General features: G+C 60.4%; 21 protein-coding genes and 1 pseudogene. 9 read left to right on the top strand and 13 right to left on the bottom strand.

Annotation, left to right across the window (positions count from 1 at the left end; genetic code table 11):
* Positions 1 to 181 precede the first annotated feature (181 nt).
* Genes BLT71_RS14110 through BLT71_RS14100 form a run of 3 tightly spaced genes read right to left on the bottom strand, consistent with a single transcriptional unit; the run spans position 182 to position 2,906 of the window.
* On the bottom strand, positions 182 to 1,240 hold the full coding sequence (locus BLT71_RS14110; protein WP_091721416.1) for a glycosyltransferase: 1,059 nt from the start codon (positions 1,238 to 1,240) through the stop codon (positions 182 to 184).
* Complete coding sequence (locus BLT71_RS14105) at positions 1,237 to 1,944, bottom strand: glycosyltransferase (protein WP_091724036.1); 708 nt, start codon at positions 1,942 to 1,944, stop codon at positions 1,237 to 1,239. The genes BLT71_RS14110 and BLT71_RS14105 overlap by 4 nt, the downstream gene beginning before the upstream one ends.
* Before the next feature lie 32 nt (positions 1,945 to 1,976).
* Positions 1,977 to 2,906 (bottom strand): glycosyltransferase, encoded by a 930-nt coding sequence (locus BLT71_RS14100; protein ID WP_091721414.1) that lies wholly within the window; start codon positions 2,904 to 2,906, stop codon positions 1,977 to 1,979.
* Between the two features lie 240 nt (positions 2,907 to 3,146).
* Between BLT71_RS14100 and BLT71_RS14095 the strand changes: the two genes are divergently transcribed.
* Positions 3,147 to 4,028 (top strand): glycosyltransferase family 2 protein, encoded by an 882-nt coding sequence (locus BLT71_RS14095; protein WP_091721411.1) that lies wholly within the window; start codon positions 3,147 to 3,149, stop codon positions 4,026 to 4,028.
* A 55-nt stretch (positions 4,029 to 4,083) separates the two neighbouring features.
* Here the strand turns inward: BLT71_RS14095 and BLT71_RS14090 are convergent, their stop codons facing one another.
* Genes BLT71_RS14090 through rfbB form a run of 4 tightly spaced genes read right to left on the bottom strand, consistent with a single transcriptional unit; the run spans position 4,084 to position 7,657 of the window.
* Entirely contained in the window at positions 4,084 to 4,494 is a 411-nt protein-coding gene (locus BLT71_RS14090) for a DUF2304 domain-containing protein (RefSeq protein WP_091721409.1), read from the bottom strand.
* 8 nt (positions 4,495 to 4,502) lie between these two features.
* Complete coding sequence (locus BLT71_RS14085) at positions 4,503 to 5,234, bottom strand: glycosyltransferase family 2 protein (RefSeq protein ID WP_056085032.1); 732 nt, start codon at positions 5,232 to 5,234, stop codon at positions 4,503 to 4,505.
* Entirely contained in the window at positions 5,231 to 6,655 is a 1,425-nt protein-coding gene (locus tag BLT71_RS14080; RefSeq protein WP_091721406.1) for a sugar nucleotide-binding protein, read from the bottom strand. The genes BLT71_RS14085 and BLT71_RS14080 overlap by 4 nt, the downstream gene beginning before the upstream one ends.
* Positions 6,656 to 6,658: 3 nt before the next feature.
* Positions 6,659 to 7,657, bottom strand: a complete 999-nt coding sequence (gene rfbB, locus BLT71_RS14075) for a dTDP-glucose 4,6-dehydratase (RefSeq protein WP_091721403.1) — start codon at positions 7,655 to 7,657, stop codon at positions 6,659 to 6,661.
* 56 nt (positions 7,658 to 7,713) lie between these two features.
* Between rfbB and rfbA the strand changes: the two genes are divergently transcribed.
* Positions 7,714 to 8,586, top strand: coding sequence for a glucose-1-phosphate thymidylyltransferase RfbA (gene rfbA / locus BLT71_RS14070; protein ID WP_015937587.1), 873 nt, complete (start codon positions 7,714 to 7,716; stop codon positions 8,584 to 8,586).
* A gap of 61 nt (positions 8,587 to 8,647) precedes the next feature.
* Here the strand turns inward: rfbA and BLT71_RS14065 are convergent, their stop codons facing one another.
* Positions 8,648 to 11,455: a lysozyme gene (locus BLT71_RS14065; protein WP_091721401.1), complete on the bottom strand. Its 2,808-nt coding sequence runs from the start codon at positions 11,453 to 11,455 to the stop codon at positions 8,648 to 8,650.
* A gap of 294 nt (positions 11,456 to 11,749) precedes the next feature.
* Here BLT71_RS14065 and BLT71_RS14060 point away from each other — a divergent pair.
* A pseudogene (locus tag BLT71_RS14060) lies at positions 11,750 to 12,661 on the top strand (CpaF family protein); the annotation flags it as partial.
* Positions 12,662 to 12,717: 56 nt separating this feature from the next.
* Complete coding sequence (locus BLT71_RS14055; protein ID WP_091721398.1) at positions 12,718 to 14,355, top strand: recombinase family protein; 1,638 nt, start codon at positions 12,718 to 12,720, stop codon at positions 14,353 to 14,355.
* On the opposite strand, the gene BLT71_RS14050 is transcribed toward BLT71_RS14055, so the two are convergent.
* Positions 14,352 to 14,930, bottom strand: coding sequence for a recombinase family protein (locus BLT71_RS14050; protein ID WP_091721394.1), 579 nt, complete (start codon positions 14,928 to 14,930; stop codon positions 14,352 to 14,354). The genes BLT71_RS14055 and BLT71_RS14050 overlap by 4 nt on opposite strands.
* A 183-nt stretch (positions 14,931 to 15,113) precedes the next feature.
* Between BLT71_RS14050 and BLT71_RS14045 the strand changes: the two genes are divergently transcribed.
* The 5 genes from BLT71_RS14045 (at position 15,114) to BLT71_RS14025 (ending at position 17,689) form a co-directional block, all read left to right on the top strand.
* Positions 15,114 to 15,764 (top strand): hypothetical protein, encoded by a 651-nt coding sequence (locus BLT71_RS14045; protein WP_091721391.1) that lies wholly within the window; start codon positions 15,114 to 15,116, stop codon positions 15,762 to 15,764.
* Positions 15,761 to 16,138 (top strand): hypothetical protein, encoded by a 378-nt coding sequence (locus BLT71_RS14040; protein WP_091721389.1) that lies wholly within the window; start codon positions 15,761 to 15,763, stop codon positions 16,136 to 16,138. The genes BLT71_RS14045 and BLT71_RS14040 overlap by 4 nt, the downstream gene beginning before the upstream one ends.
* Positions 16,139 to 16,283: 145 nt before the next feature.
* On the top strand, positions 16,284 to 16,646 hold the full coding sequence (locus BLT71_RS14035) for a hypothetical protein (protein WP_091721386.1): 363 nt from the start codon (positions 16,284 to 16,286) through the stop codon (positions 16,644 to 16,646).
* Positions 16,646 to 17,323 carry a hypothetical protein gene (locus tag BLT71_RS14030; protein WP_091721384.1) on the top strand — a complete coding sequence of 226 codons (678 nt, stop codon included), beginning with the start codon at positions 16,646 to 16,648 and terminating at the stop codon, positions 17,321 to 17,323. Before BLT71_RS14035 ends, BLT71_RS14030 begins: the two co-directional genes overlap by 1 nt.
* 93 nt (positions 17,324 to 17,416) lie before the next feature.
* The gene (locus BLT71_RS14025) at positions 17,417 to 17,689 is read left to right on the top strand and encodes a hypothetical protein (RefSeq protein WP_091721381.1); all 273 of its coding nucleotides are present in this window, start codon (positions 17,417 to 17,419) and stop codon (positions 17,687 to 17,689) included.
* 95 nt (positions 17,690 to 17,784) lie between these two features.
* Here BLT71_RS14025 and BLT71_RS14020 read toward each other — a convergent pair whose 3' ends face one another.
* The 4 genes from BLT71_RS14020 to BLT71_RS20415 form a co-directional block, all read right to left on the bottom strand.
* Positions 17,785 to 18,057, bottom strand: coding sequence for a hypothetical protein (locus tag BLT71_RS14020; protein ID WP_091721379.1), 273 nt, complete (start codon positions 18,055 to 18,057; stop codon positions 17,785 to 17,787).
* 11 nt (positions 18,058 to 18,068) lie between these two features.
* Positions 18,069 to 18,512, bottom strand: coding sequence for a CHAP domain-containing protein (locus BLT71_RS14015; RefSeq protein WP_157693477.1), 444 nt, complete (start codon positions 18,510 to 18,512; stop codon positions 18,069 to 18,071).
* A gap of 216 nt (positions 18,513 to 18,728) precedes the next feature.
* Positions 18,729 to 19,817 (bottom strand): peptidoglycan recognition protein family protein, encoded by a 1,089-nt coding sequence (locus tag BLT71_RS14010; RefSeq protein ID WP_091721373.1) that lies wholly within the window; start codon positions 19,815 to 19,817, stop codon positions 18,729 to 18,731.
* A gap of 106 nt (positions 19,818 to 19,923) precedes the next feature.
* On the bottom strand, positions 19,924 to 21,300 hold the full coding sequence (locus tag BLT71_RS20415) for a hypothetical protein (RefSeq protein WP_157693476.1): 1,377 nt from the start codon (positions 21,298 to 21,300) through the stop codon (positions 19,924 to 19,926).
* Positions 21,301 to 21,326 lie beyond the last annotated feature (26 nt).

Genomic DNA, 21,326 nt, shown 5'->3' with positions numbered 1-21,326 from the left:
TCTAAGTGCTTCCTTCTGTTGGTATTGCCGGCTGGCCGTGGGGCAGCTCCGTCCGGTCTTGTTAGAGCCGTTTGCTGCGCGTCCCAGGGCCGCGTGCGTGGATGTTTGACGATCCCGAGCGAGATCGTGGCGGAGCGCCGCCTCAGGTCTCTACCGCCGGTGCTCTGGGAGCGACACTGGGTTACCGTGGATTGCTGATCCCGCTGTGCCGGTTCCATGGGAGCACGACGCCGAGGTAAATCTCCGCAGCGCGGATGGGAGCGACGTTCTTGCGCCGCACCCCGTCCCTCAGGGACCTGAACAGGCGCCAGGCCCGGGGCCGTGCATACAAGTTCAGGGCATCCTGCAATTCCGGGTTCGTGGAGGAGCCGGCCTGCGCGGAGCGTGCCAACAGAGTCCTCGCCATGAGCGTCCGCCATCCGAGCCCGGTCTTATAGATGATGCTGCAGATACTCCGCGGTGAGGTGCTTCCTTCGTACCGCTTCACGAAACGGAGCGTGTTCCGTATGGAAGTGGGCAGGCTTTGCCGCGATTCGCCCACCACGTTGCCGCCGTGCTGGATGTAATCCTGCAACACCTCGTCAAGGATGCTGATGCCTCCGGAGGCGAGGGCGCACAGCGCAAGCCAGTGGTCGTGATATTGGGACGGCGCTGCCAGCGACGGGAAGGGGATAGCTGTCTCAAGCAATTCGCGCCGGAATACGCACAGGGATCCGGTGACCTGGTTAGTGGCGATGAGGTCCGCAGCCCCGACATTTCTCCTATCGGTGAGCCTCCCCCTTGCGGGGTCCGAGTCGGTTGCGGAGATTTCCGGCGACACCACCCGTGCCTGCCCTGTAACCAGGGCGGCACCGTCAAGGCGGGGGAGAAGCGCCTCCAGTTTCCCGGGATACCAGTAGTCGTCCTGGTCGCTGAGGGCAACCCAGCGGGCCTCTTCCGGAACGGCTTTGAGGGCCCGCTCGAAATTGTGGTGGAACCCAAGCCGGCTGCTGTATCCGAGAACCTGGAAGCGGTCATCCCCGCCACAGATCTGCCGGACCATATCCGCAACCTGCTGGTAGTCGCCGTCCACCGAGATGAGACAGACGAAATGCGTGTGGGTCTGTGCCTGGATTGACAGGAGTTGGCGCGCAAACATGGGATGGTCCGGCTTGTAGGCGGCCAAGGCCACCGCGCCGAAGGTTCCGGCGTAGGTACCCGCCCCGGATGGGTGCGGTGCAGGGGTCCCTTGCGATGTCATCGAGTTCCCGGCTTCCGCACCAGGGCCACGAAAATGGCGCGAAGGAGCATGATCCTTGCCCGCAGGATCACTGCGACCGGACGGCGGGATTTGGGGGTCGTATTCTCGTCGTGCAGCCTCCGGGCAACGGTGGGGGCTGCCACGTGGACCATGCTCCGGTTGAGGTTGGCGACGATAGCGATCCATTGATCGTGGGTTTCGGTGAGGAACTCCGGGAAGGGGAGGATCTGTTTCTTGGCTGCCGCCCGGAATGCCATGGTGCACCCGTAGTAGGGGCGGATGCCTATCCACGTGGTGACCAGGTTGGCCACCCACCTACCGCTGTCCGATTCCTTGAGCTGAACTTTGTGATATCTGTTGGCCGGGCCCCCGAACACGGTGAAATTACTCGCGGCGAAGTCCTTGGTCTGCAGGGCGTCCACTAGCTTCTCGACGCGTCCGGGAAGCCAGATGTCGTCCTGGTCCGACAGCATGATGTACTCGCCCCTGCTGGCAGAGACTGCCTTTTCGAAACTGGCAACATAACCCTTGTTTTCCGCGCTTGGCAGGAGAACTATGCGCGGGTCCTCAATGCGACGGACGACGTCGAGCGTGGAGTCCTTTGACGCATCGTCCACGACGATGAGCTCGTCCTCCGGTGACAGCTGCGAAAGGATGGATTGAATCTGTTCTGCAACGTACTCCTGGCCGTTGTACGTTGCCATGCACACGGATACCCGCACAGCGCCGGCCCCGCTCACGCGCTGATCTTCCGCTGGAAAGACGGATCGATCTTGCCGAGCCGTCCCAGCCAGCCATCCACGAAGCCGCGGGCGAACGCCCGGTACTGCCCCTTCCGATTGGCGCCGTACAGCATCCTGAAAACGTCACTTTCCACTTGGAAGCGGAGCCTGCGGAGCAGCCAGATCGGGAATCTGGCGCCGTACTGCCGCCAGAGGTGGATGTTGTTCCGGGTCATGTAGTACACCCGGAAAGCGGCATGTGAATGTACGTGGCGCTTTCGGCCCAAAACGCTGACATGCCATCCGAAAAGCATCATTGGCTGTGCCTGGCCGAGGGCATGGGTCATGTTGCACCCCTTGCCCACAAGGGTGGCCAGGCCGTGGGACCTGACACGGAGGTTGAATTCAGAATCGACGCAGTCAATGAACAACCTGCCGTCGAGCATTCCAGCTGTTTTGAGCGTGGATACCGGGATGACGGCGCCCGACTGCAGGGGGTCAAAGGCTTCGGGAAACCGTGCCCTCTTGGCCAGCAGCGGAACGTGGAGGCCGTTGTGCGACTGGGCACTGACCAGGCCGACGTCGACCCCGTTGGCACTTGCCTCCGCGTACGTGGCCAACGCGGCAGCGATGTATCCATCATCAAGCGCGGAGTCCTGGTCAAGCGTGACGAGGAAATCCGGAGACCACGCCTTGAGCGCTTCATCGATTCCTGCGTTGAGTGCTGCCGCAATTCCCACGTTCTCGGGCATGCGCAGCACGGTGCATCCCAGGGCTTCCAGACCCTTCAGCACGCTGCTCGTTTGCTGGGGGTCGGAACCGTCGTCTACAACAACTGTGTGGACGACTTGCTGGTTGAGTTTTTCGACCCTCTCGGGAAGGTCCTGGGGAGGGTGGAAGGCCGAGATAACAGCCACCACCCGCGGGTCACTCTGGTGCGTCACGTCTTATAGTTCCTTCTCGCTTACCCAAATAGACCGTTCCAATGCGTCAGGGAACTGTCAGACAGCAGGCTTCAGTCTATCGTCGGGGCGGAGGAGCCTCCATTTGCCCAGGGTCAGGGGCCGGGACAGGCAGCTGGAAGCCGCCCGCACAGGCCGACACGGTAGCATTGACCGGGGTGCTCATCTCCGGGCAAACAGATCCAACCCTGTGAATCTTCAAGAAAAGGACCTACCTGGCACATGGCCATTGATGTATTGCTTCCGTACTACGGCGACGTCGACCTGATGAAACTTGCGGCGCAAAGCGTCATGAGCCAGCAGTTCGAGGATTGGCGCCTCATCGTGGTCGACGACGGTTACCCCAGCCCGGAACCCCAGCGTTGGTTCGAATCCATGTCTGACCCGCGGGTCAGCTACCAGAAGAACGAAGAGAACCTCGGCGCCAACGGCAACTACCGCAAGGCGCTGGAACTGGCCGAAGCTCCCATTGTTGTGGTCATGGGTGCCGACGACATCATGCTGCCGAACTACCTCGACGTCGTGTCCAGGGCGTTCGAAGCCTACCCCGAGGCCAGTGTTGTCCAGCCCGGCGTTCAGGTTATCGATGAGCAAGGGCGTGCATGCTCCCCGCTGGTGGACATCGTCAAGAAGGTATACGCACCCTCCACCAAGTCCACAGTCCTGCTGCAGGGCGAAAAGATGGCCACCAGCCTTGTCCGGGCCGACTGGGCGTACTTCCCGTCCCTGGCATGGCGCACGGATGTTATCCGCCGTATCGGCTTCACGGAGGGTTTGCACGTGGTGCAGGACCTTGCGCTGCTGTTGGATATTGCAGCCGAAGGCGGTGCCATGGTGGTTGACCCGACGCTCGCGTTCCTCTACCGCCGGCACTCGGCATCGGACTCGTCGGTCAAGGCACTTGACGGGCGCCGGTTCGATGAAGAGCGCGCGTACTTCGAAGGACAGGCACGGCGTTTCCGGGAACTTGGCTGGAACGGGACGGCGCGCGCTGCGGCCTTCCACACGACGTCGCGGTTGAACGCAGCCACCTTGGTTGCCCGCTCACTGATGATCGGGAAAACCGATTCGCTGCCCAGGCTGCTGAAGCACGTGGTTTCCTAGCGGACTGAATAAAAAGGTGGCTGCCCCCAGATCCTGGGGCAGCCACCTTTTTTCGTTAAGCTGTTGGTTCGGGTGGGAGCGTTTCCGGGTGTGTTTCATTGCCGGCGGCTGTGCCACGCTGCGTCAGGCTCTCTTCCAGCTGGAGGACTTTGAGCCGAAGGATACCCACTTCCTCCGCCAGGACGCGGACTTCGTCTTCCGCCTGGGACTGTTCGAAGGACAGGTGGAGGCAAACGGACACCAGCAGCACGATAGCCATGGCGAACAGGAGGTTTGAAGGCACCTTCACGCCGAGCACTCCGCTTGACCAGAAGAGAAGCTGCGGAAAGGCCACCAGCACCAGGACGCCAATCCCAATTATGATCCAGATGACGGCGTACTTTTCGCGCAGGTGACGGCGGCGCAGCATTTCGAAGATGATCAGCAGAATGACCAGCACAAAGATGAAGCCAACGAGGGTGGCCATGGAAACTCCTAGTTGGACGACGGTTCGTTCTTCTTGCGCGTCAACGCAAAGAGGAGGGCAAAGGCTGACCGGCCCAGGTAGATGGCGGCCTTGACGGGGTCATGGCTTGGGGTCCCGCCCTGCCGTTCGCGCATCGAGACGCCCACCTGGCGCACGGTACATCCCGACCGGATGGCGACGACCAACGAATCGATGGTGTCGCCAAGGTATTCGGCGGGGTAGTGGTCCACGTACTGGCGGATGGCCTTGGCATTGGCAGCGCGGAAACCGGACGTCACGTCCGTGAGCCGGGTGCCCGCAATCCGCGAGATGGTCCAGGCCAGGACGTTCATGGCCCACTTGCGGGGGCCCCTGACGGTGTACGTGCCCTTGTCCGCGAACCTGGCCCCGATAACGATGTCCGCTTCCTGCAGGCCGTCGAGGACGGCCTTGATATCACGAGGATCATGCTGGCCATCGGAGTCCACCTGGATGACCCGGGTGTAGCCATGCATTTTTGCGTACTTGAAGCCGGTCCGCATCGCTCCGCCCACCCCCATGTTGAACGGGAGCTGCACCACCAGTGCGCCGGCGTCGCGGGCAACCTGGGCAGTGTTGTCGCGTGAGCCGTCGTCCACGACGAGGACGCTGCAGTCAGGGCCGAACTCGAACACTTCCCGGATGGTGCCGCCGATGGCCTCCGATTCGTTCCAGGCCGGCATGATCACCAGGGTGCGGTGGGCTTGCTCTGCAGGAGTCATGCTTTATCGTTTTCCGCCTTTAGGTAGGCAGTCAGCCGCTCATCGGCATTGGCGACATCAAAACCCGTGGAGTGTGCCTTCGCCAGGTTCAGGGCACTCTTGAGCGGTCGCGGAGCGGCGGCCTTGTCCTTGAAGTATTCAGCAGTGGTGATTCCAGTGACATCAGCCCTGGAGGCGCCGGCCTGCTCGTAAACGTCCGCAGCTATGTCGGCCCAGCTCTTTACGGGTCCGGCGTTGCTGAAGTTGTAGGTACCGTAGGCGGCTTCGGTGGTCAGCAGGTGGCTGATGAAAGCTGCGATGTCCTGGGTGAAGGTCAGGCGGCCGGTCTGGTCATTGACCACCGCCGGCTTGATCCCCCGCCCAGCGAGGCTGGCCATGGTCCGGACAAAGTTGTTGCCTTCACCGATAACCCAGCTTGTACGCACGATGTAGTGGCGGGGAACGACACCTGCCACCGCCTCGCCTGCAGCCTTGGTCTGGCCGTAAACGCCCAGGGGTGTGAGGGGCTCGTCCTCGTCGTGGTTGTCCTGGCTCCCGTCAAAAACGTAGTCGGAGGAGACGTGGACCAGCGTGAGGTCATGCTCGACGGCGGTGCGCGCCAGGTTGGCGACGGCCGTTACGTTGATGGCCCAGGCGGCAGCCCGGCCTTCCTCGGATTCGGCAGCGTCCACAGCGGTGTAGGCCGCGGCGTTGACGATGGCGGAGTAATTCTTCCAGTTCCGGTTCTTGAAGGAATCCTCCCGGGCGAGGTCGAACTCACCGCGGCCGGCGAACTCGACCCTTGCGTCGCCGTCGTACTGTTCGCGCAGTGCCTTGCCCAGCTGGCCGTTGGCGCCAACGACGAGGATCTTCTTGGCCGGCATCGGGGCGACGTCTGCCATCCGCGGGTGGGCTTTGTCCTTGTCGGAGAGCTCGGCCTGGTCCAGCGGGATCGGCCAGGAAATGGCAGCGGTTTCGTCAGCCAGGTTCAGGAAGGTGTACTGCCCCTGGGCATCGGCGGACCAGTGGTCGTTGACCAGGTAGGTGTAGGCCGTGTTGTCCTCGAGGGTCTGGAAGGCATTACCGACTCCGCGCGGAATGAAGATGGCCTGGCTGGGGTCCAGTTCAGCGGTGAAGACAGCGCCGAACGAGGGCCCTTCGCGAAGGTCAACCCAGGCCCCGAAGATCCGGCCCGTGGCAACGGAGATGAACTTGTCCCACGGTTCGGCATGGATGCCGCGGGTGGTTCCGGCTTTTTCGTTGAAGGAGATGTTGTTCTGGACCGGCCGGAAGTCCGGCAGTCCCAGGGCAACCATTTTTTCCCGCTGCCAGTTTTCCTTGAACCAGCCGCGGTTGTCGCCGTGGACCGGGAGGTCGTAGAGAACGACGCCGGGAATGGGGGTTGTGTGGCCGGAAAGCTTTTTCGAGAACTCCAGAGACATGGACTACTGGCCCTGTTCCTTGTATTTGGCTTCGGTGGCGGCTTTTTGCGGGCGCCACCACTGTTCGTTGTTGCGGTACCAGTCGATGGTGTCTTCGATGCCGGCGTCGAAGTTGGAGAACTGGGGTTCCCAGCCAAGTTCGTTGCGGAGTTTGGTGGAGTCGATGGCGTACCGCAGGTCGTGTCCGGGGCGGTCCACTACATGGTCGTACGCGTCCGGGGCCAGGCCCATGTGCTTGAGGATCAGTTCAACGACGTCCTTGTTGTTCTTTTCGCCGTCAGCACCGATCAGGTACGTTTCCCCGATGGTTCCCTTGGCGATGATGGCCAGGACGGCGGAGGAGTGGTCGTTGGCGTGGATCCAGTCGCGGACGTTCTCGCCCTTGCCGTAGAGCTTGGGACGGATCCCGTCGATCACGTTGGTGATCTGCCGCGGGATGAACTTCTCCACGTGCTGGTACGGGCCGTAGTTGTTCGAGCAGTTGCTGATGGTTGCCTGCAGCCCGAAGGAGCGCACCCAGGCGCGGACCAGGAGGTCCGAGCCGGCCTTCGTGGACGAGTACGGGCTGGAGGGGTTGTACGGGGTCTGCTCGGTGAACCGCTCGGGATCGTCCAGCTCGAGGTCGCCGTAGACCTCGTCGGTGGAGATGTGGTGGAAGCGCTTGCCGTGCTTCCGGGCCGCTTCGATCAGCGTGTAGGTGCCGATGATGTTGGTGTCCAGGAAGGGGCGGGGGTCGTGCAGGGAATTGTCGTTGTGCGATTCTGCTGCGTAGTGGACCACGACGTCGGTGCCTGCGACCAGGCCGTCCACGATGCCGGCGTCGGCGATGTCACCCTCAACAAAGGTGAAGCGGTCCTCGGGCAGGCCGCGCAGTGATTCAAGATTGCCGGCGTAGGTCAGCTTGTCCAGAACAGTGACGTGGTCATCAGTGTTTTCCAATACATAGTGGACAAAGTTTGAGCCAATGAAGCCGGCTCCGCCGGTCACAAGAAGTCGCTGCATAATTCCCAAGGGTACCGGATTTGCCGCTGCACTTAGCGAAGGGAAAGATGGGGGGCATGCGCGGAATAATACTTGCCGGCGGAACCGGCTCAAGGCTTCACCCCATCACACTGGGTGTCAGCAAGCAGTTGGTACCTGTCTACGACAAGCCGATGATCTACTACCCGCTGTCGACCCTCATCCTTGCCGGGATCAGGGACATTCTTATTATCACCACCCCGCATGACGCCGAACAGTTCGAGCGGCTCCTCGGAGATGGCTCCCGTTTCGGCGTCTCCATCACCTACAAGCAGCAGCCCTCGCCGGATGGCCTTGCCCAGGCATTTGTCCTCGGAGCAGAGCACATCGGCGACGACAGTGTGGCCCTCGTGCTCGGCGACAATATCTTTTACGGCCAGGGCATGGGCACCCAGCTGCGCCGGTTCAAGACCATCGACGGCGGTGCGGTCTTCGGGTACTGGGTCAAGGATCCGTCGGCCTACGGCGTGGTCGAGTTCGACGAACAGGGCAAGGCACTGTCTCTGGAAGAAAAGCCAGCTGCACCGAAGAGCCACTACGCGGTGCCCGGACTGTACTTCTACGACAACAACGTGGTGGACATCGCCAAAAACCTGAAGCCCTCGGCACGCGGAGAGCTTGAGATCACGGATGTCAACCGTAAGTATCTCGAAGCCGGAAAGCTGCAGGTGGAGATCCTGCCACGGGGAACTGCCTGGTTGGACACGGGGACATTCAATGACCTGAACGACGCTTCAAACTTCATCCGCACCGTCGAGAACCGGCAGGGTCTCAAGATCGGGGCACCGGAAGAGATCTCGTGGCGCCTGGGCTTCCTGACGGACGACGAGTTGCGCGAACGCGCCGAGCCGCTCGTCAAGAGCGGTTACGGGGCGTACCTCCTGGAGTTGCTGGCCGAGAGCAACAACTAGTTACCAACAGAAAGAGGGGTGAAGCCGAGCTTCACCCCTCTTTCTGTTGGCCGGGCAGCCCCTAGTACGTCAGGGTCCGGCAACCCAGCGCCGTGTTACCGGTGGTGAACGGTGACACTCCGATCCCGTAGGTGCACAACGTATAAGTTCCACGGACCGTGGTTTTGACGTTGACGGAATATCCGTGGGTACCCGTGATACCGAAAGCCTTGTTTGCATCGGGCCGGTCCACCGTCGTTGAGAAAACGTATCCCGTGGTCTTGCCGTCGGGGCCGGTGACATAAGCGTGAACAGGATTCGAAAGCGTGGGCATATCCGGGTCGTAGGTCCACCCCGTCGCCTCCAGCGAGGTAACCCCCGCAACCGTCTTGATTGCTACAGAGTCGAGCACGCCCACTGGTACACCGCTCTTGCCGGCGTCAGCCGTGCGGCAGCCGATCAGCGGGTTGTTGGACGCCAGAGGGCTGGGCGCGATGGCGTAAGCACAGGCAGTGTAGACGCCGGGGCTGGTGATGGGGATCGAGGGAGCGAAGCCGTGGTCGCCCGTCACACCGAACGCAGTATTGACGTCAGCCCTGGGGCGGGACGCGTTGAAGGCATAGCCCTTAGTGGTTCCATCAGGTGCCGTGACATATACGTGCACGTCGATGGGCCGCGAGGCGTCTGCCTTATCCACGGCCCAGCCGGCGAGGGACAGCGAGGCAGCGGTGCTCGTCTTGTTGACAGTCAGGCTGTCGAGGCTCCCGATTGGTGGTGCGACCGCTCCGACATCGACGTTGCGGCAGGACAGCAGGGGGTTTCCGGGGGCAAGCGGGCTGAGTGCTATGGCATAAGAGCAGACCTTGTACTGTCCGGGCGCCGTGATGGGTATGGCCGCGGCAAAGCCATGGTTCCCCGTCACCCCAAGGGCGCTGTTGACGTCGGCCCGGGCCTGGGCGGCGGAGAACGGATAGTTCTTGGTGGTGCCGTCCGGCGAGGTCACATAGACGTGGACAGAGATGGACCGTGTTGAGTCCCCGCGGTCCAGCGCCCAACCACGGACTGAAAGTGCGGCTGTGGTGGAGGTCTTTATCAGGGACGCGTCATCGAAGCTGCCAATGGGAGCGGCCGCCGGGGCGAAGTTCAGCTGCCTGCAGCCGATCTCGGTGTTGCTGTACTGGCCGATGGCATAAACGCAGAGTTTGTAACTGCCGGGCGCCGTAATGGGAATATCGCGTTGGTAGCCATGATTGGCGCCCATCCCCAATGCTTGGTCGACGTCGGGTCGCGACAGGTTCGCGGGCATCACGTAACCGGTCCTGGTACCGTCCGGCGCCGTCAGGTAGGCATGGGCTTCTGTTGCCGTGGCCGGGTTGGCACCGTCAATTGCCCAGCCCCGAAGGGAAAGCGTGACCTTGTCTGCGCTCCGCACTTCCCTGGCGTCATCAATGCTGCCCATGGGCGACTCAACGCCCTTTGCATCAATCGACTTACAGCCAATTTCAGTATTGCTGAATGCGCCAATGGCGTAGGCGCAGACCTGGTAGGTTCCGGATTTCTGAATCTGGATGCCTTGCTGGAAGCCATGTTGCCCGGTGACTCCAAGGGCAGCATTCACATCCGGGCGGGCTATGTTGGCGGGGAGCGCATAGCCGGTGCGCACGCCATCCGGGCCGGTGACATAGACATGAGCCTGCGTTGAGGCCGAAGAATTGGCAAAGTCGACAGCCCAGCCGCGCACGTTCAGTTGCGTAGTGGATCCGACCCGCTGCACGGACATGTCGTCGAAGGACCCGTCGGGAGCCGCAGCTCCGGCAAACGTCCGCAAGGAGGCGTAGTCGCCGTTCCAGACGTTGGAATCGCCGGCGAAGGGGCCCGTGGAACTGTATTGCCAGATGCTGTAGGTGCTCCAGCTACCCGTCGGGACAGGGCCGGCATTGTTGGTGGCAGAACTGGGGTAGGCGGCCATCCACAGTGGATAATCACCGAACCCGGAAGGATTGCCCACACATTGGTTCCACCAGCTCGTGTTGGTGTAGATAACGGGAAGCCGCCCGGTCAATGAGCGCATGGTGTTTCCGAAGTCCCGGATCCAGGACTGAAGCTGCGCTGCGGACATGTTGTAGCAGGTGTTGCCGAAGTAGAAACCGTTGATCGTTCGGCCCTCGTAAGGGTTGAACTCAAAGTCCAGAACCGGCGGCATGGTGTAGCCGTCCGAGGACCAACCGCCGCCATTCTGCACAAAGTAGCGGGCCTGGTCTGCGCCGGACGACCAGTTGGGGATGGCGAAGTGATAGGCGCCCCTGATCATTCCCACGTTCCGCGCTCCCTGGTATTGGGAACTGTAGGAGGGATTGGTGTAGTAGTTCCCTTCAGTTGCTTTCACATAGGCGAACCGGGACCCCATGTTCCACTGCTGTTTCCAGTCCACGCTTGGCTGGTGGCCGCTCACGTCGAGCCCCTGGACCCCGAACGTGGGCATCCAGGTGCCTTCGCTGGTCAGCGCTTCGGAACTAAGCTTCCGTACGGATTCCGAGGGGGCCGAGCGCACCACCCGTGCAGATCGCTGGCCCATTTCGGCGCCGCCAATCCCGACCGCTTCGGCCATGGACTGCTGGGCTTCCGGAGAGGGCGCCGGAGCCGGCGGCTCGGTGGCTGCCGCGGGCTCCTGCGATGCCGGGGTGGCTCCGCCCGGAGATGGCGAGGCGGGTGCAGGCGGTGTGGTCGGCGAACTTGCTTCTGGTGCTGCCGACGCAGTTGGTGAAGGCGCCGGTTCAACAGCCACGGCGGCGCCCGTAATTCCGGGGCTTGCCATTAGCGAGGCTGCGAGCAGCATGACCCACAGCGATTTCACGGCGGGGCGACGGGACTGAGACGGGTTCCGCTTCATATTGGCTCCGGAGACAATGTGGCGCTCTCCTGAGCGCTCATTTCGATAACTGGCCAAATGCTGCCCCCCAGGGAGGCACCTGACCGTGGTAATTCGACAATTAACGCGCTCACCATAGCACTGGTGTGACCAGCGTAACCAGTGGTTCTTTTGGGGCTGGAGTGATAAGGGCGGCGCTGTGGTGGTTTATCCACATTCTGTGGAATTTGACTTGTTGCCATGGTGTAGCCTCCCTAGGCTGGACCCAATTGCACTGCCTCCGCCGGGGGCGGCAGTCAACTGGGGGAAATTGGCATGGATGCTCTGGGGATAGTCGAGGACGAAGTCCGGGAACTGATCAGGCGCAGGGGGCTTGACCCGCTCAACCAATCAGGCGAAGTGCGACGGCTAGTCGACGCCGCGGTAACGGACTACGACGAACGGGCCCTCATGGGGCCGCTTCCACCACTGGGTCCCTTGGACGCAGCGCGGCGGTTTCTGTTCGACGCAGTTGCACGCTTCGGAGTGCTCCAACCGCTGCTGGACGATCCCTCGATAGAAGAGATCTGGCTGAACGCTCCCAACGAAATCTATGTGGCACGCAACGGGGAATCAGAGTTAACCTCGCTCAGCCTTACTGAGCAGCAGGTGCGTGACATGGTTGAGAGGATGCTGAAGAGTTCCGGCAGGCGCCTGGACATGTCATCTCCGTTTGTTGACGCTGCGCTCCCTGATGGCTCCAGGCTCCACGTCGTCATTCCGGACGTGACGCGCCGCCACTGGGCCGTGAATATTCGAAAGTTTGTCGTCAAAGCCAGCCGGCTCGAACACCTGGTGGAGCTGGGCACCCTGACGCCGCAGTCGGCCCGGTTCCTGGGGGCGGCAGTGTCCAGTGGTCTCAACATCCTGGTATCAGGGGCAACCCAGGCCGGTAAGACCACCATGTTGAACTGCCTCGCCGCCAGCATCGGCAGCCGGGAGCGGGTCATCACGGTGGAGGAAATCTTTGAGCTGCAGTTTCCCCTGCGTGATGTGGTGGGACTCCAGTGCCGGCAGCCGAACCTTGAAGGAACAGGCGAGATCCCGCTCCGGCGCCTCGTCAAGGAAGCGCTGCGAATGCGGCCAGACCGCCTCGTGGTCGGTGAAGTACGGGAGGCTGAAAGTCTTGACATGCTGATTGCGCTCAACAGCGGATTGCCGGGGATGTGTACCGTCCACGCCAACTCCAATAAATACATGATGCACCCCAAGGGCGGGTCTGCTGCCCCGTATAGGGTTGGCGTATGCCAACTGCAATTTATGCTCGGATTAGTTCTGACAAGTACGGTGACGCGTCAGGCACGGAGCAGCAGATCAGGCTATGCCACGAGTTTCTTGCCGGTCGCTCAGACCTCGTGCACTACCCAAACACCAGTGACGACACGCGCCTTGGTGGCTACCGTGGGGGCTTTGCGGATAACAACCTGTCAGCAGCCAAGGCTGGTACGAAACGCCCCGCATGGGAGGCGGTAGAGCGTCTCGCGCTGTCAGGAGCGGTGAACTCTATCGTTGCCTATGCGCCTGACCGAATCCACCGGCAGCCCCACGAGATGCTTGCATTCATCAAGCGGGTTAGGGACGCGGGCAACCCGCTGAAGCTGCACTTCGTCACGTCCTCAGATGCTGATTTCAACTCCATTGACGGCAGGGTTATGGCTGGTATCGGCTCGATTCTCGGCGGTGCTGAGACCGAGCGCATGACGCAGCGAATCCGAGACAAGAAAAAGACTCACGCCGAAGATGGGCGGTGGAACGGGGGAAGGGTACCGATTGGCTATATGGCTATCCCGAACGACGAAGCTGTCACAGGGTTCGGAGGAAAGCTGCGGTTAGTGCCCCACCCCGTTGCCGGACCTGAAGTTGTCAGGGTCATCGACGACTATCTCTCTGGTGAAAGCTTGATGAAGTGCCTGAAGAGATTCAGGGAGGTCACGGGGGAGCAGCGCGAGTACACGTCGTTCAAGGTATCGCTAGCCTCCCCGTCAATAGCTGGTCTGCGGATGCACCTGTCGCAGGAAGTTCGTGGCAACCGCCGCACCAACGAGCTTGTGACTACCCCCTCTCTGTTAGAGAACGAGGCAGGCTTCCATCCGGGCACTTGGGAGCCTCTCATCAGCGAAAAGAAATGGAGGGCTTTTCGGGACAAGCTGATCAATACGTCCGATCGCAAAAGGGGAAAGCGTCCGACCCTGAGCCTTTTAGGCGGCATGGTGTTCTGCATGAACTGCGGCGGACCCATGGGCTACGACGGGATCAAGTACAAGGTAGACGGTGACCCCGAATCTGGCATTCATCGCTACCCGAATTATCGTTGCTCGGACTCCAATCATGGTTGCGGAAAAATGCGCATCGGGGCTGTGAAACTGGAGGAGTTCATTGTTGATGAGTTTGTGAAGATGCTGAATCGGGTGGTTCCTGACGAACAACTCCAGCGGATTAACGACAATGCCGCCGAGATCGTCGCTCTGGAGACGCGCATACAAAAAGTCACTGATGACCTTTTGCGGGCGTACAAGGACCTACGTGACGATGTGATCACCACCGATGTTTATAACGCCGTTCGCGCAACCGACGAGGCGACCAAGAAGCGGTTGCAGGATGAGCTGTCAGACTTGCGACTGTCCAATGTCGATTTCGAGAATTTGATGTCCTTGAACGAGGTATTCAACGGGCTGAGCGTCTCGAAGAAGAATGCACGATTGCGAATCGTCATTGACCGCATTGCCGTTCGCAAAGCACCGCCAATGGTTGGTATCAAGAATATCCTCAATCCCCATCGACTAAAGGTCGTGTGGAGGGTGAACGGCGGGTTGACGGAGACTTGGGGCAGTCTGACCAGCGCGGGAACTCCTTTGCTGGTCAGCAGGGACCCTCTCGCCTAGGCTTCCCTGATCGCCCGGTAGATGGTGGATTCGCTGACCACCAGCTCGTCCGCGATCTCCTTGATGGTGTACTCCTTCGACGCGTACATGGTCTTTGCCATCTTGAGCTTCTGAGCGCTTAGTTTCGGCTTCCTGCCTCCTACGCGCCCCCTTGCCCTCGCGGAGTCCACACCAGCCTGCACGCGGCTCCTGATGGTGTCCCGTTCCCACTGGGCTACGGAACCAAGGATGTTGAGCTGGAACCGTCCGATCTCAGTGCGGGTGTCCAGACCCTCGGTCAGGGACACAAGTCCGACGCCCTTCTTCTGCAACTCTTCAACGAGCTGCACGAGGTGGATGAGGGAACGACCCATGCGGTCAATCTTCCAGACCACGACGGTATCGCCGCTGCGCAGGTGGTCGAGCATGATCTGGAGTTGAGGACGCTCAGCCTTCGCGCCGGAGATGGTGTCGATGTAAATCTTCTCGACGCCGTATTTGCTCAGTGCGTCCTCCTGCAATGAGGCGTCTTGTGAGCCTGTGGATATGCGCCCATACCCTACTGTCTTGCCCGTTGCTTCCACCGTCGTCGTCATGGTTGTCAGTCTGCCACAGAAAAGTCAGTTTTGACAGTAGAGTTTATGACAGTTTGATAATGACAGGCTTATTGACAGTGGATCGCCCCGAATCGCCCGCGAGAAACGGCTCGTCTCCACGCACTGTCACAACCTATAGTTTTTGACAGGTGCCTCGGACACCCGCCCGGATAGACTCCCAGCATGATTTCCGATTCTGTTCCATGGCGGTACGAACTCCTGCGCATCGCCAGACGGCTAGAGCGGAAGACCCGTCAGGAGCATTGGACGGAACGGTCGAGCTTCCGTGTGGAGAAGGACCTGATGATGGCGGGCTATGCAATACGACGCCTGCTGGAGGCTCGAAAACTCTCGGATAGCCTCGCCGCCAAGCAGGTTCCAGTAGTGCGACACCCGCGCATTGGACCGATACCGGATTTTTACAACCGCGATGAGATCGACGCGCTCTACGACATCGCCAACCCGATCAAGGATCAGATCACCCTCGCCCACCTCGCCAACCAGATCATCCACTCCTTTGTGCTCGTGCTCAGTTGCGATGAGGTCGAAGCCCCGTATGAAGGAGAGGACGGGATCGAAGTCGAGGGCAGCTACCTCTTCAATGGATACTTCATTGCGTCTGAGAAGGAGCGGATGAAGCATCTTTACTTCTTGGATTCCGGAACACTGGTCGCTCTTTGCAGGAGCATCGCTATGGAGGATGTCGTAGGGGTGGACATGAGGAGGGATGCCAACGGTGTCGCAACTATCACCCGCGTGATCGCGAGTACTGACCCGGAGTGGCTCGCAGAGATACAGATGAAAAGCCCGGAAGCGACGCGTCCCTACGCATGAACAAGAGCTACACCGGAGAGGAGCTGCTGAAACTCGCTCGGTCTGAACGCTGGCAGGATCAGGTCACTGCGGCTACACGGACCAACGTCACGCCTGAAGCCATTGCTGCCCTGATGATCACCGGCATTCACCATGAGGTCGTCTTGGCTCTCATCTCCCGAGCCGGTGTCACGGCAGATGAACTGGCATGGCTTGCTGAACACACTGATAGCCCACACGCCCTCGGCAGGATCGCCGGGCACCCCACAGCCAGTACCGGAACCTTGAAGGTGATCCGTGACCGTGCAGCAGGTGAGGAATGGGAAGGTTGGGCGCACCTGCACCGATACGTGCTCATCATGCTCTCCAAACGGGGCGTCACAGACGGGGCTTGATCCAGTCGCTGGATAAGATCAGCGCATGACAAATGGGGGAGAGGCGCCTACGACTGCGCCTAAAAGGAAGAGTCCGTTCGCCGGTTGCCTAGTATGGCTTGGTGTAGGGGTAGTACTGATCATTGGGCTGGTGGTATCCAGTAGCATGAACGCCAACCGTGAAAAGGAAGCTGCTTCCGTCGCCTCCTCGGAAGCGGCTGTGGCTGCCGAAGAATTTAAACGCGTAGACACCAGCACCGCCACCAAGGTCAAAGAGGCGTGCGTAAAGCAAGTGAAAACGGTGGCAGCCAATGCTGCCCGAAAGATTGCTGGGGTTGCCCCAAAGTACTACGAGATCACCGCGACCAGCTTCCGGGGCGACGTTGAGCAGGTGGCTCTTCTACGCAACAAGTCAGCGTATGAGGTGGACTTCACCTACACGGCAACGCATAAGGACGGGACCGTAAACACAACCAACCAAACTTGCCGAGTCAGCACGGACTTCGGATTCGTTGAGATGCGCCCCTGATGGGTCGCATTCGCGCATGGAGGGGCAGTGCGGAGCGGTGGCTCCGGCAGCAGTCCGCAATCTTCCTTGTCCTCCTCATCATCGCCGTTATTGGCGTGATGTATACGATCCTGCGGGCACTGAATCTCGACGCGGACTCGGTGGCCGCAGCCGCTGGTGCCTTGGCTGCCATCGCCGCGATGATTGCAGCACGACAGAGCGCCGCGACCGCGAAGGATGCGACGAGGGCGCTAGCTTTCGCAACTAAGCCCATGCCAGTGGTACGTCCAAAAATCGAGCGCTCCGAAACTCAACCGGGCATGTGCAGCATTGCTGTCGAGATTGAGAACATTAGCGTTCACCCTCTACGTGGCGGAACGCTGTCATGGGTATTGCGCGATGGCACCAGTGGGACATGCCCCGTAGGCGAAATCCGAGGACGGTCAACGCCATTCGGCGGCATGCTCCACAGAGCGCAGGGTGTCGAGGAGTTTCTCCTCACCCCAGCATTCGACGTGGCTATAAGCGGCGCAGACAAGATTGTTCTCGACTACTGGGGTGAAACGCGAAGCGTCCACTGGCGGACCACCAAGTCTGACTCGTACAAAGTCCTAACGGGACAGACTTGGGTAAAGGACGGCGTCGACATCCCGGCTACTGAGTGCACAAAATCCCTGCCTGTTGAAGTCGAGCTTTAGACAGGCTTTCGATGGGGAGATTTAGAAGCCGTTAGGAATCCAAGATTGACATTGTCGACAGCAATGTCCGGATCACAGACAAGGATACGAATAATGAAACTTGTGTATGTATGTGTAGCAGTAGTCATCTGCGGGGGGCTAGCCCTTCTCGCCGGATTCTTCGCCACTGAGACGACGCGGCTAGCCGTTGCGGGAGCAGTCATCGCTGCGTCGGGCAAGTTCGGGGAACTGCTTGCTAAGAGTTCCACAATCAAGAATTCCCCCGGTGATGTGAAGGATGGCTTTTCACTCTTCACCGAGGGCATGACCTTTTTCGGGGTGTTGCTCACGACGCTTGGCGCTGTCTTCGCCCTGAGTGCCAAGTAGACCTTAAACGACAAAAGACCCCACCCCGCCACGAAGGCAAGGTGGGGTCTTTTTGGAAACATCCAACTGTCTGAATCAGTGAATGAACGTCTAGCCTAGCTCTTCGGTTCAGATGCGAGAAACGGCGCAAAGCGCTTCAGCAGCTCATCGACGACCGGCAACGCCATGACGCGAGTGATGGCACCTGAGACAGCCAGAGCAACAGCAGCAGCCCCGGTAGCAGCCTCGGGGGAGGCGCTGAAGATCGCTACGTAGATCAGCGGTGCAGCGGCAGCTACAGCCACCACGAACTGGAAGATGGACCGGGCAACGGTACGCCACGGGTATAGCTGTTGGGTACTTGTAGGGACAGCGCGGTGATCCGCCATGATGATGCTCCTTATTGCTTGAGGTTGTGGGGTCGGAGATATCCGAGCACCCCGTACTTGCTGAGTTCGAGCCGAACAATCGGCGTTGGGTTCTGCGAGAGAGCCAGCAGCGTGCCGCCGTGATCCTCCAGAACGATCCCCACGTGCCCGTAGCCGCCGCCCTGATAGGCACCGAAAGAACCGGACCACAGCACGACATCGCCGCGCCGAGCAGGCTGTGAGGCATCGATCCGGTCATACGCTGACCACGTGTTGCTGAGCCACACGTCCTGAGCGCCGGGAGCCGAATAGGCATCACCGTGGACCAGTTGATAGTTGTAGTGACTGAACAAAGCCATGCATTCGGCAGTGCTGTAGCCGGGAAGCACCTGATACGTGTGCTCGTACTTGGCGATGAACTGAGCGAGGCTCATGCGCCCGTCATCGACCGGAATCGGGGCGGCAACAGTGGTCACCACAGGGCGCTCAAACGGGACAGAAACACCTACAGGCGCAACTATCGGTTGAAGCTGAATCTCGGCTGTCAGAGGCTGTTCCACGGGTGCGGAGACAGCAGGGAAAGCCGTAGCCGCCACACCAAATATCAGTGCGACGGCTACAGAAGCGACCAGAGAGTTCCTGATCGGGCGTTTCTTGCGAACAGCGACGTGTCTCCCCACTGACACCGCCGCCTAGTTCAGCTTCGGAAGACCCGCAAGCGAGTTTCCAGCAGCGTTAGCCCACACAAAGAATCCGCTCCGGGTGACGTACCAAGCATCGTTTCCGTTGTTGTAGGGGTCCTGACCGGCGACGAATCCACGGATGGACAGAGTCGCGCCCTTGGCGATCCCTTCCGGGTAGCCGGGGGCTGTTGGAGCGTCGGCACGAGGACCAGTGCGGACCCATGCCACGGCGTTGGTCACCGTGCGGCTGTGCAGCTCAGCAGATGGAGCAGCCGGAGCTGGTACAGGCTGGATCGGAGTAGGAGCAGGAGCCGAAGCAGCACCGCTGATCACCGCGCCAGTCTCAGGTCCCACGTAAATCTGGACCTCGCCAAAGTCGCGAGTGCGGATCACGGCGACAGCGGGCTGGTTCATCCTGATGATGTCGTAGGTCAGACCGCCGAACAGGCTCGGGTTCAGCTTGCCAACTTGCATTCCGTTCACAGGAGGACGGTTCAACGGGTAGATGTTCCAACCAGTTGCAGAAGCAGGCAGTGTCAGGCGCTTCCCACTAGCCACAACGGGTGCAGCAGGCGCTGGGGCGGTCACCACAGGGGCAGGAGCCGCAACTACGGGAGTAGGAGTCGGAACACCGAACGAACCCTTGGCAAGGCGTTCCAGCTTCGCCAGATCGTAGACGCCGGGGCAGGCAGTGCTGAACCAGTCCCTGTGCGCCTTGAGGGGCTTCTCGCCGTAGAACGCCCACAGATCGCGAACGCGCTCTGCTGCTGTCTGGTAGTCACCCTCGCTCGCACGGGGATTCAGCTCCAGACCGATGCTTCGAGCGTTGCCCGTAGCGTTGCCAGCATGCCAAGCCGCGTTGATGTGGTCGATGATGACAGCGACACGACCAGCCTCGATCACCTCGTGAGCAGAAGTGTTGCCACCCTGACGGCAGAGGTACGCAACGACACCCTCGTAGGAAGGGCGCAATGACGGCTCGCCCCACCAGTGGATGGTGATGTAGTCGATGAGCCGCAGCATGCCGTAGACGCTCGGAACGGAGCTGCCAGCGGTGAAGTTAGGGCTGTTGTATTGAGTTTCAAGCTTGTACGCCACGGTGGGTGCCTTTCTCAGGGCATAGAAAAAGGCACCCGGTGCTCGGATGCCTTGAAGGGAAGTTATTCAGTTAGAGGGGTACTCAAAAGTGAGTACCCTTCGATGGCTACCAGTCGTACTTGCTGACCGGCTCCGTCATCTTGTAGAACCCCTGAGGCAACACAATGTCCTCGGGTTCCGGGAATGCCTCCAGCGTCGGGTATTGGAAGTAGTGGACGTAAACGCCACTGTTATCCACTGCGGGATTGGTGTAGTCCGGGTTCTCCAAATATGCGTACATGGAGCCGTTGCTGGCTTCCCACTTAAGGAATTGCCGCTTGCTCGCCGTGGAGTACACAGGGTAGAGGTGGTTCATGACGGTGCCGAAGCCCGGTCCGTACCCCAAGTAGTTGGGCAGGACCCACGTGTACTGATCAGTTGCCCCGCTGACGCTGAGGATGAACACCTCCACGATGTCTCCACGACGCCGAATGCGGACACGCTGGGAAGCGTACTGGTTCCCGAAGGCGTGCCACCCCGTCGAACGCTCCGAGGCACCACCACCGCTTCCACCAACAGCATCAGCACCCCGAGGGATGCCGAACTCCAGATGCAAGCTGGGCGAGACACCCGAGACCTCCACAGAAACGTCTGCACCGGCTGCCAACGTCGTAGCGGACGCAGTGAACTGCGGAGCCGGACCCGGAAGACCGTCAGCACCATCACGACCATCCTTGCCATGCATCGAAGTGACGTGCCACGAGACAGAATCGATCGACGGCTCCTCGCCAACCGCTGGATCACCAGCAGCGAACCAAGAGCTGCCATCGTGGGAAACAGCATCGCCGTCCACATAGTCGATCTCAGCATCCCAGAAGCCACGCCACGTCATACCAGCCGGACCAGCAGGACCCGGAGGACCCTCACGCCCCGGAGCAGCAGCAGGGATCGCAACATCCAACGCATACGTCCCCGGAGCCTCAGAACGCATTGAGAGGACCGGAAGAGACCCCGGAGCCACAACAGTCGCAGTACCGGCTTTCAGCACCGGAGCAGGACCCACAGGACCCTTATCGCCCTTCGTGATCGGAACACCATCCACCACTGCTACCGGAGCAACGTTAGACAAGTTCGTCAGTCCCGCAGCCGGAGCATTGATATGGAAGTCCTCAAGCTGAACAGGGACACCATTCTGCGAGTACCAACGCTGGACCTTGTACTGCAACCCGGTACCAGCAGTTGCTCCCGGAACGTCATAGGCAGGCACATCGATAAACGACTGAACAACACCCAGTTCATTCACATAGCGAATCGAACCATCTGCCTCAATGGTGTACTCCCACGGGACCAGCGTCACCGTCTTCCCGTTTCGAACAACAGCAGAGACAGTCGGAGTTATCACCCCGCGTCCCCCATTGATTCCCCCAACGCGGTCCGGACTTATCCCTTCCACCAGTCGGTGTGTTTCCAAGGGGACAGAGAATGCAGAAGTAGCAGAAGGCATGATGAAGCTCCTATAAGCAGGCAGGA

The organism is Pseudarthrobacter equi (assembly GCF_900105535.1).
GTDB lineage: Bacteria > Actinomycetota > Actinomycetes > Actinomycetales > Micrococcaceae > Arthrobacter > Arthrobacter equi.
The sequence above is the reverse complement of the archived record's forward strand: the minus strand, read 5'-3'. Positions and strand labels throughout refer to the sequence as shown.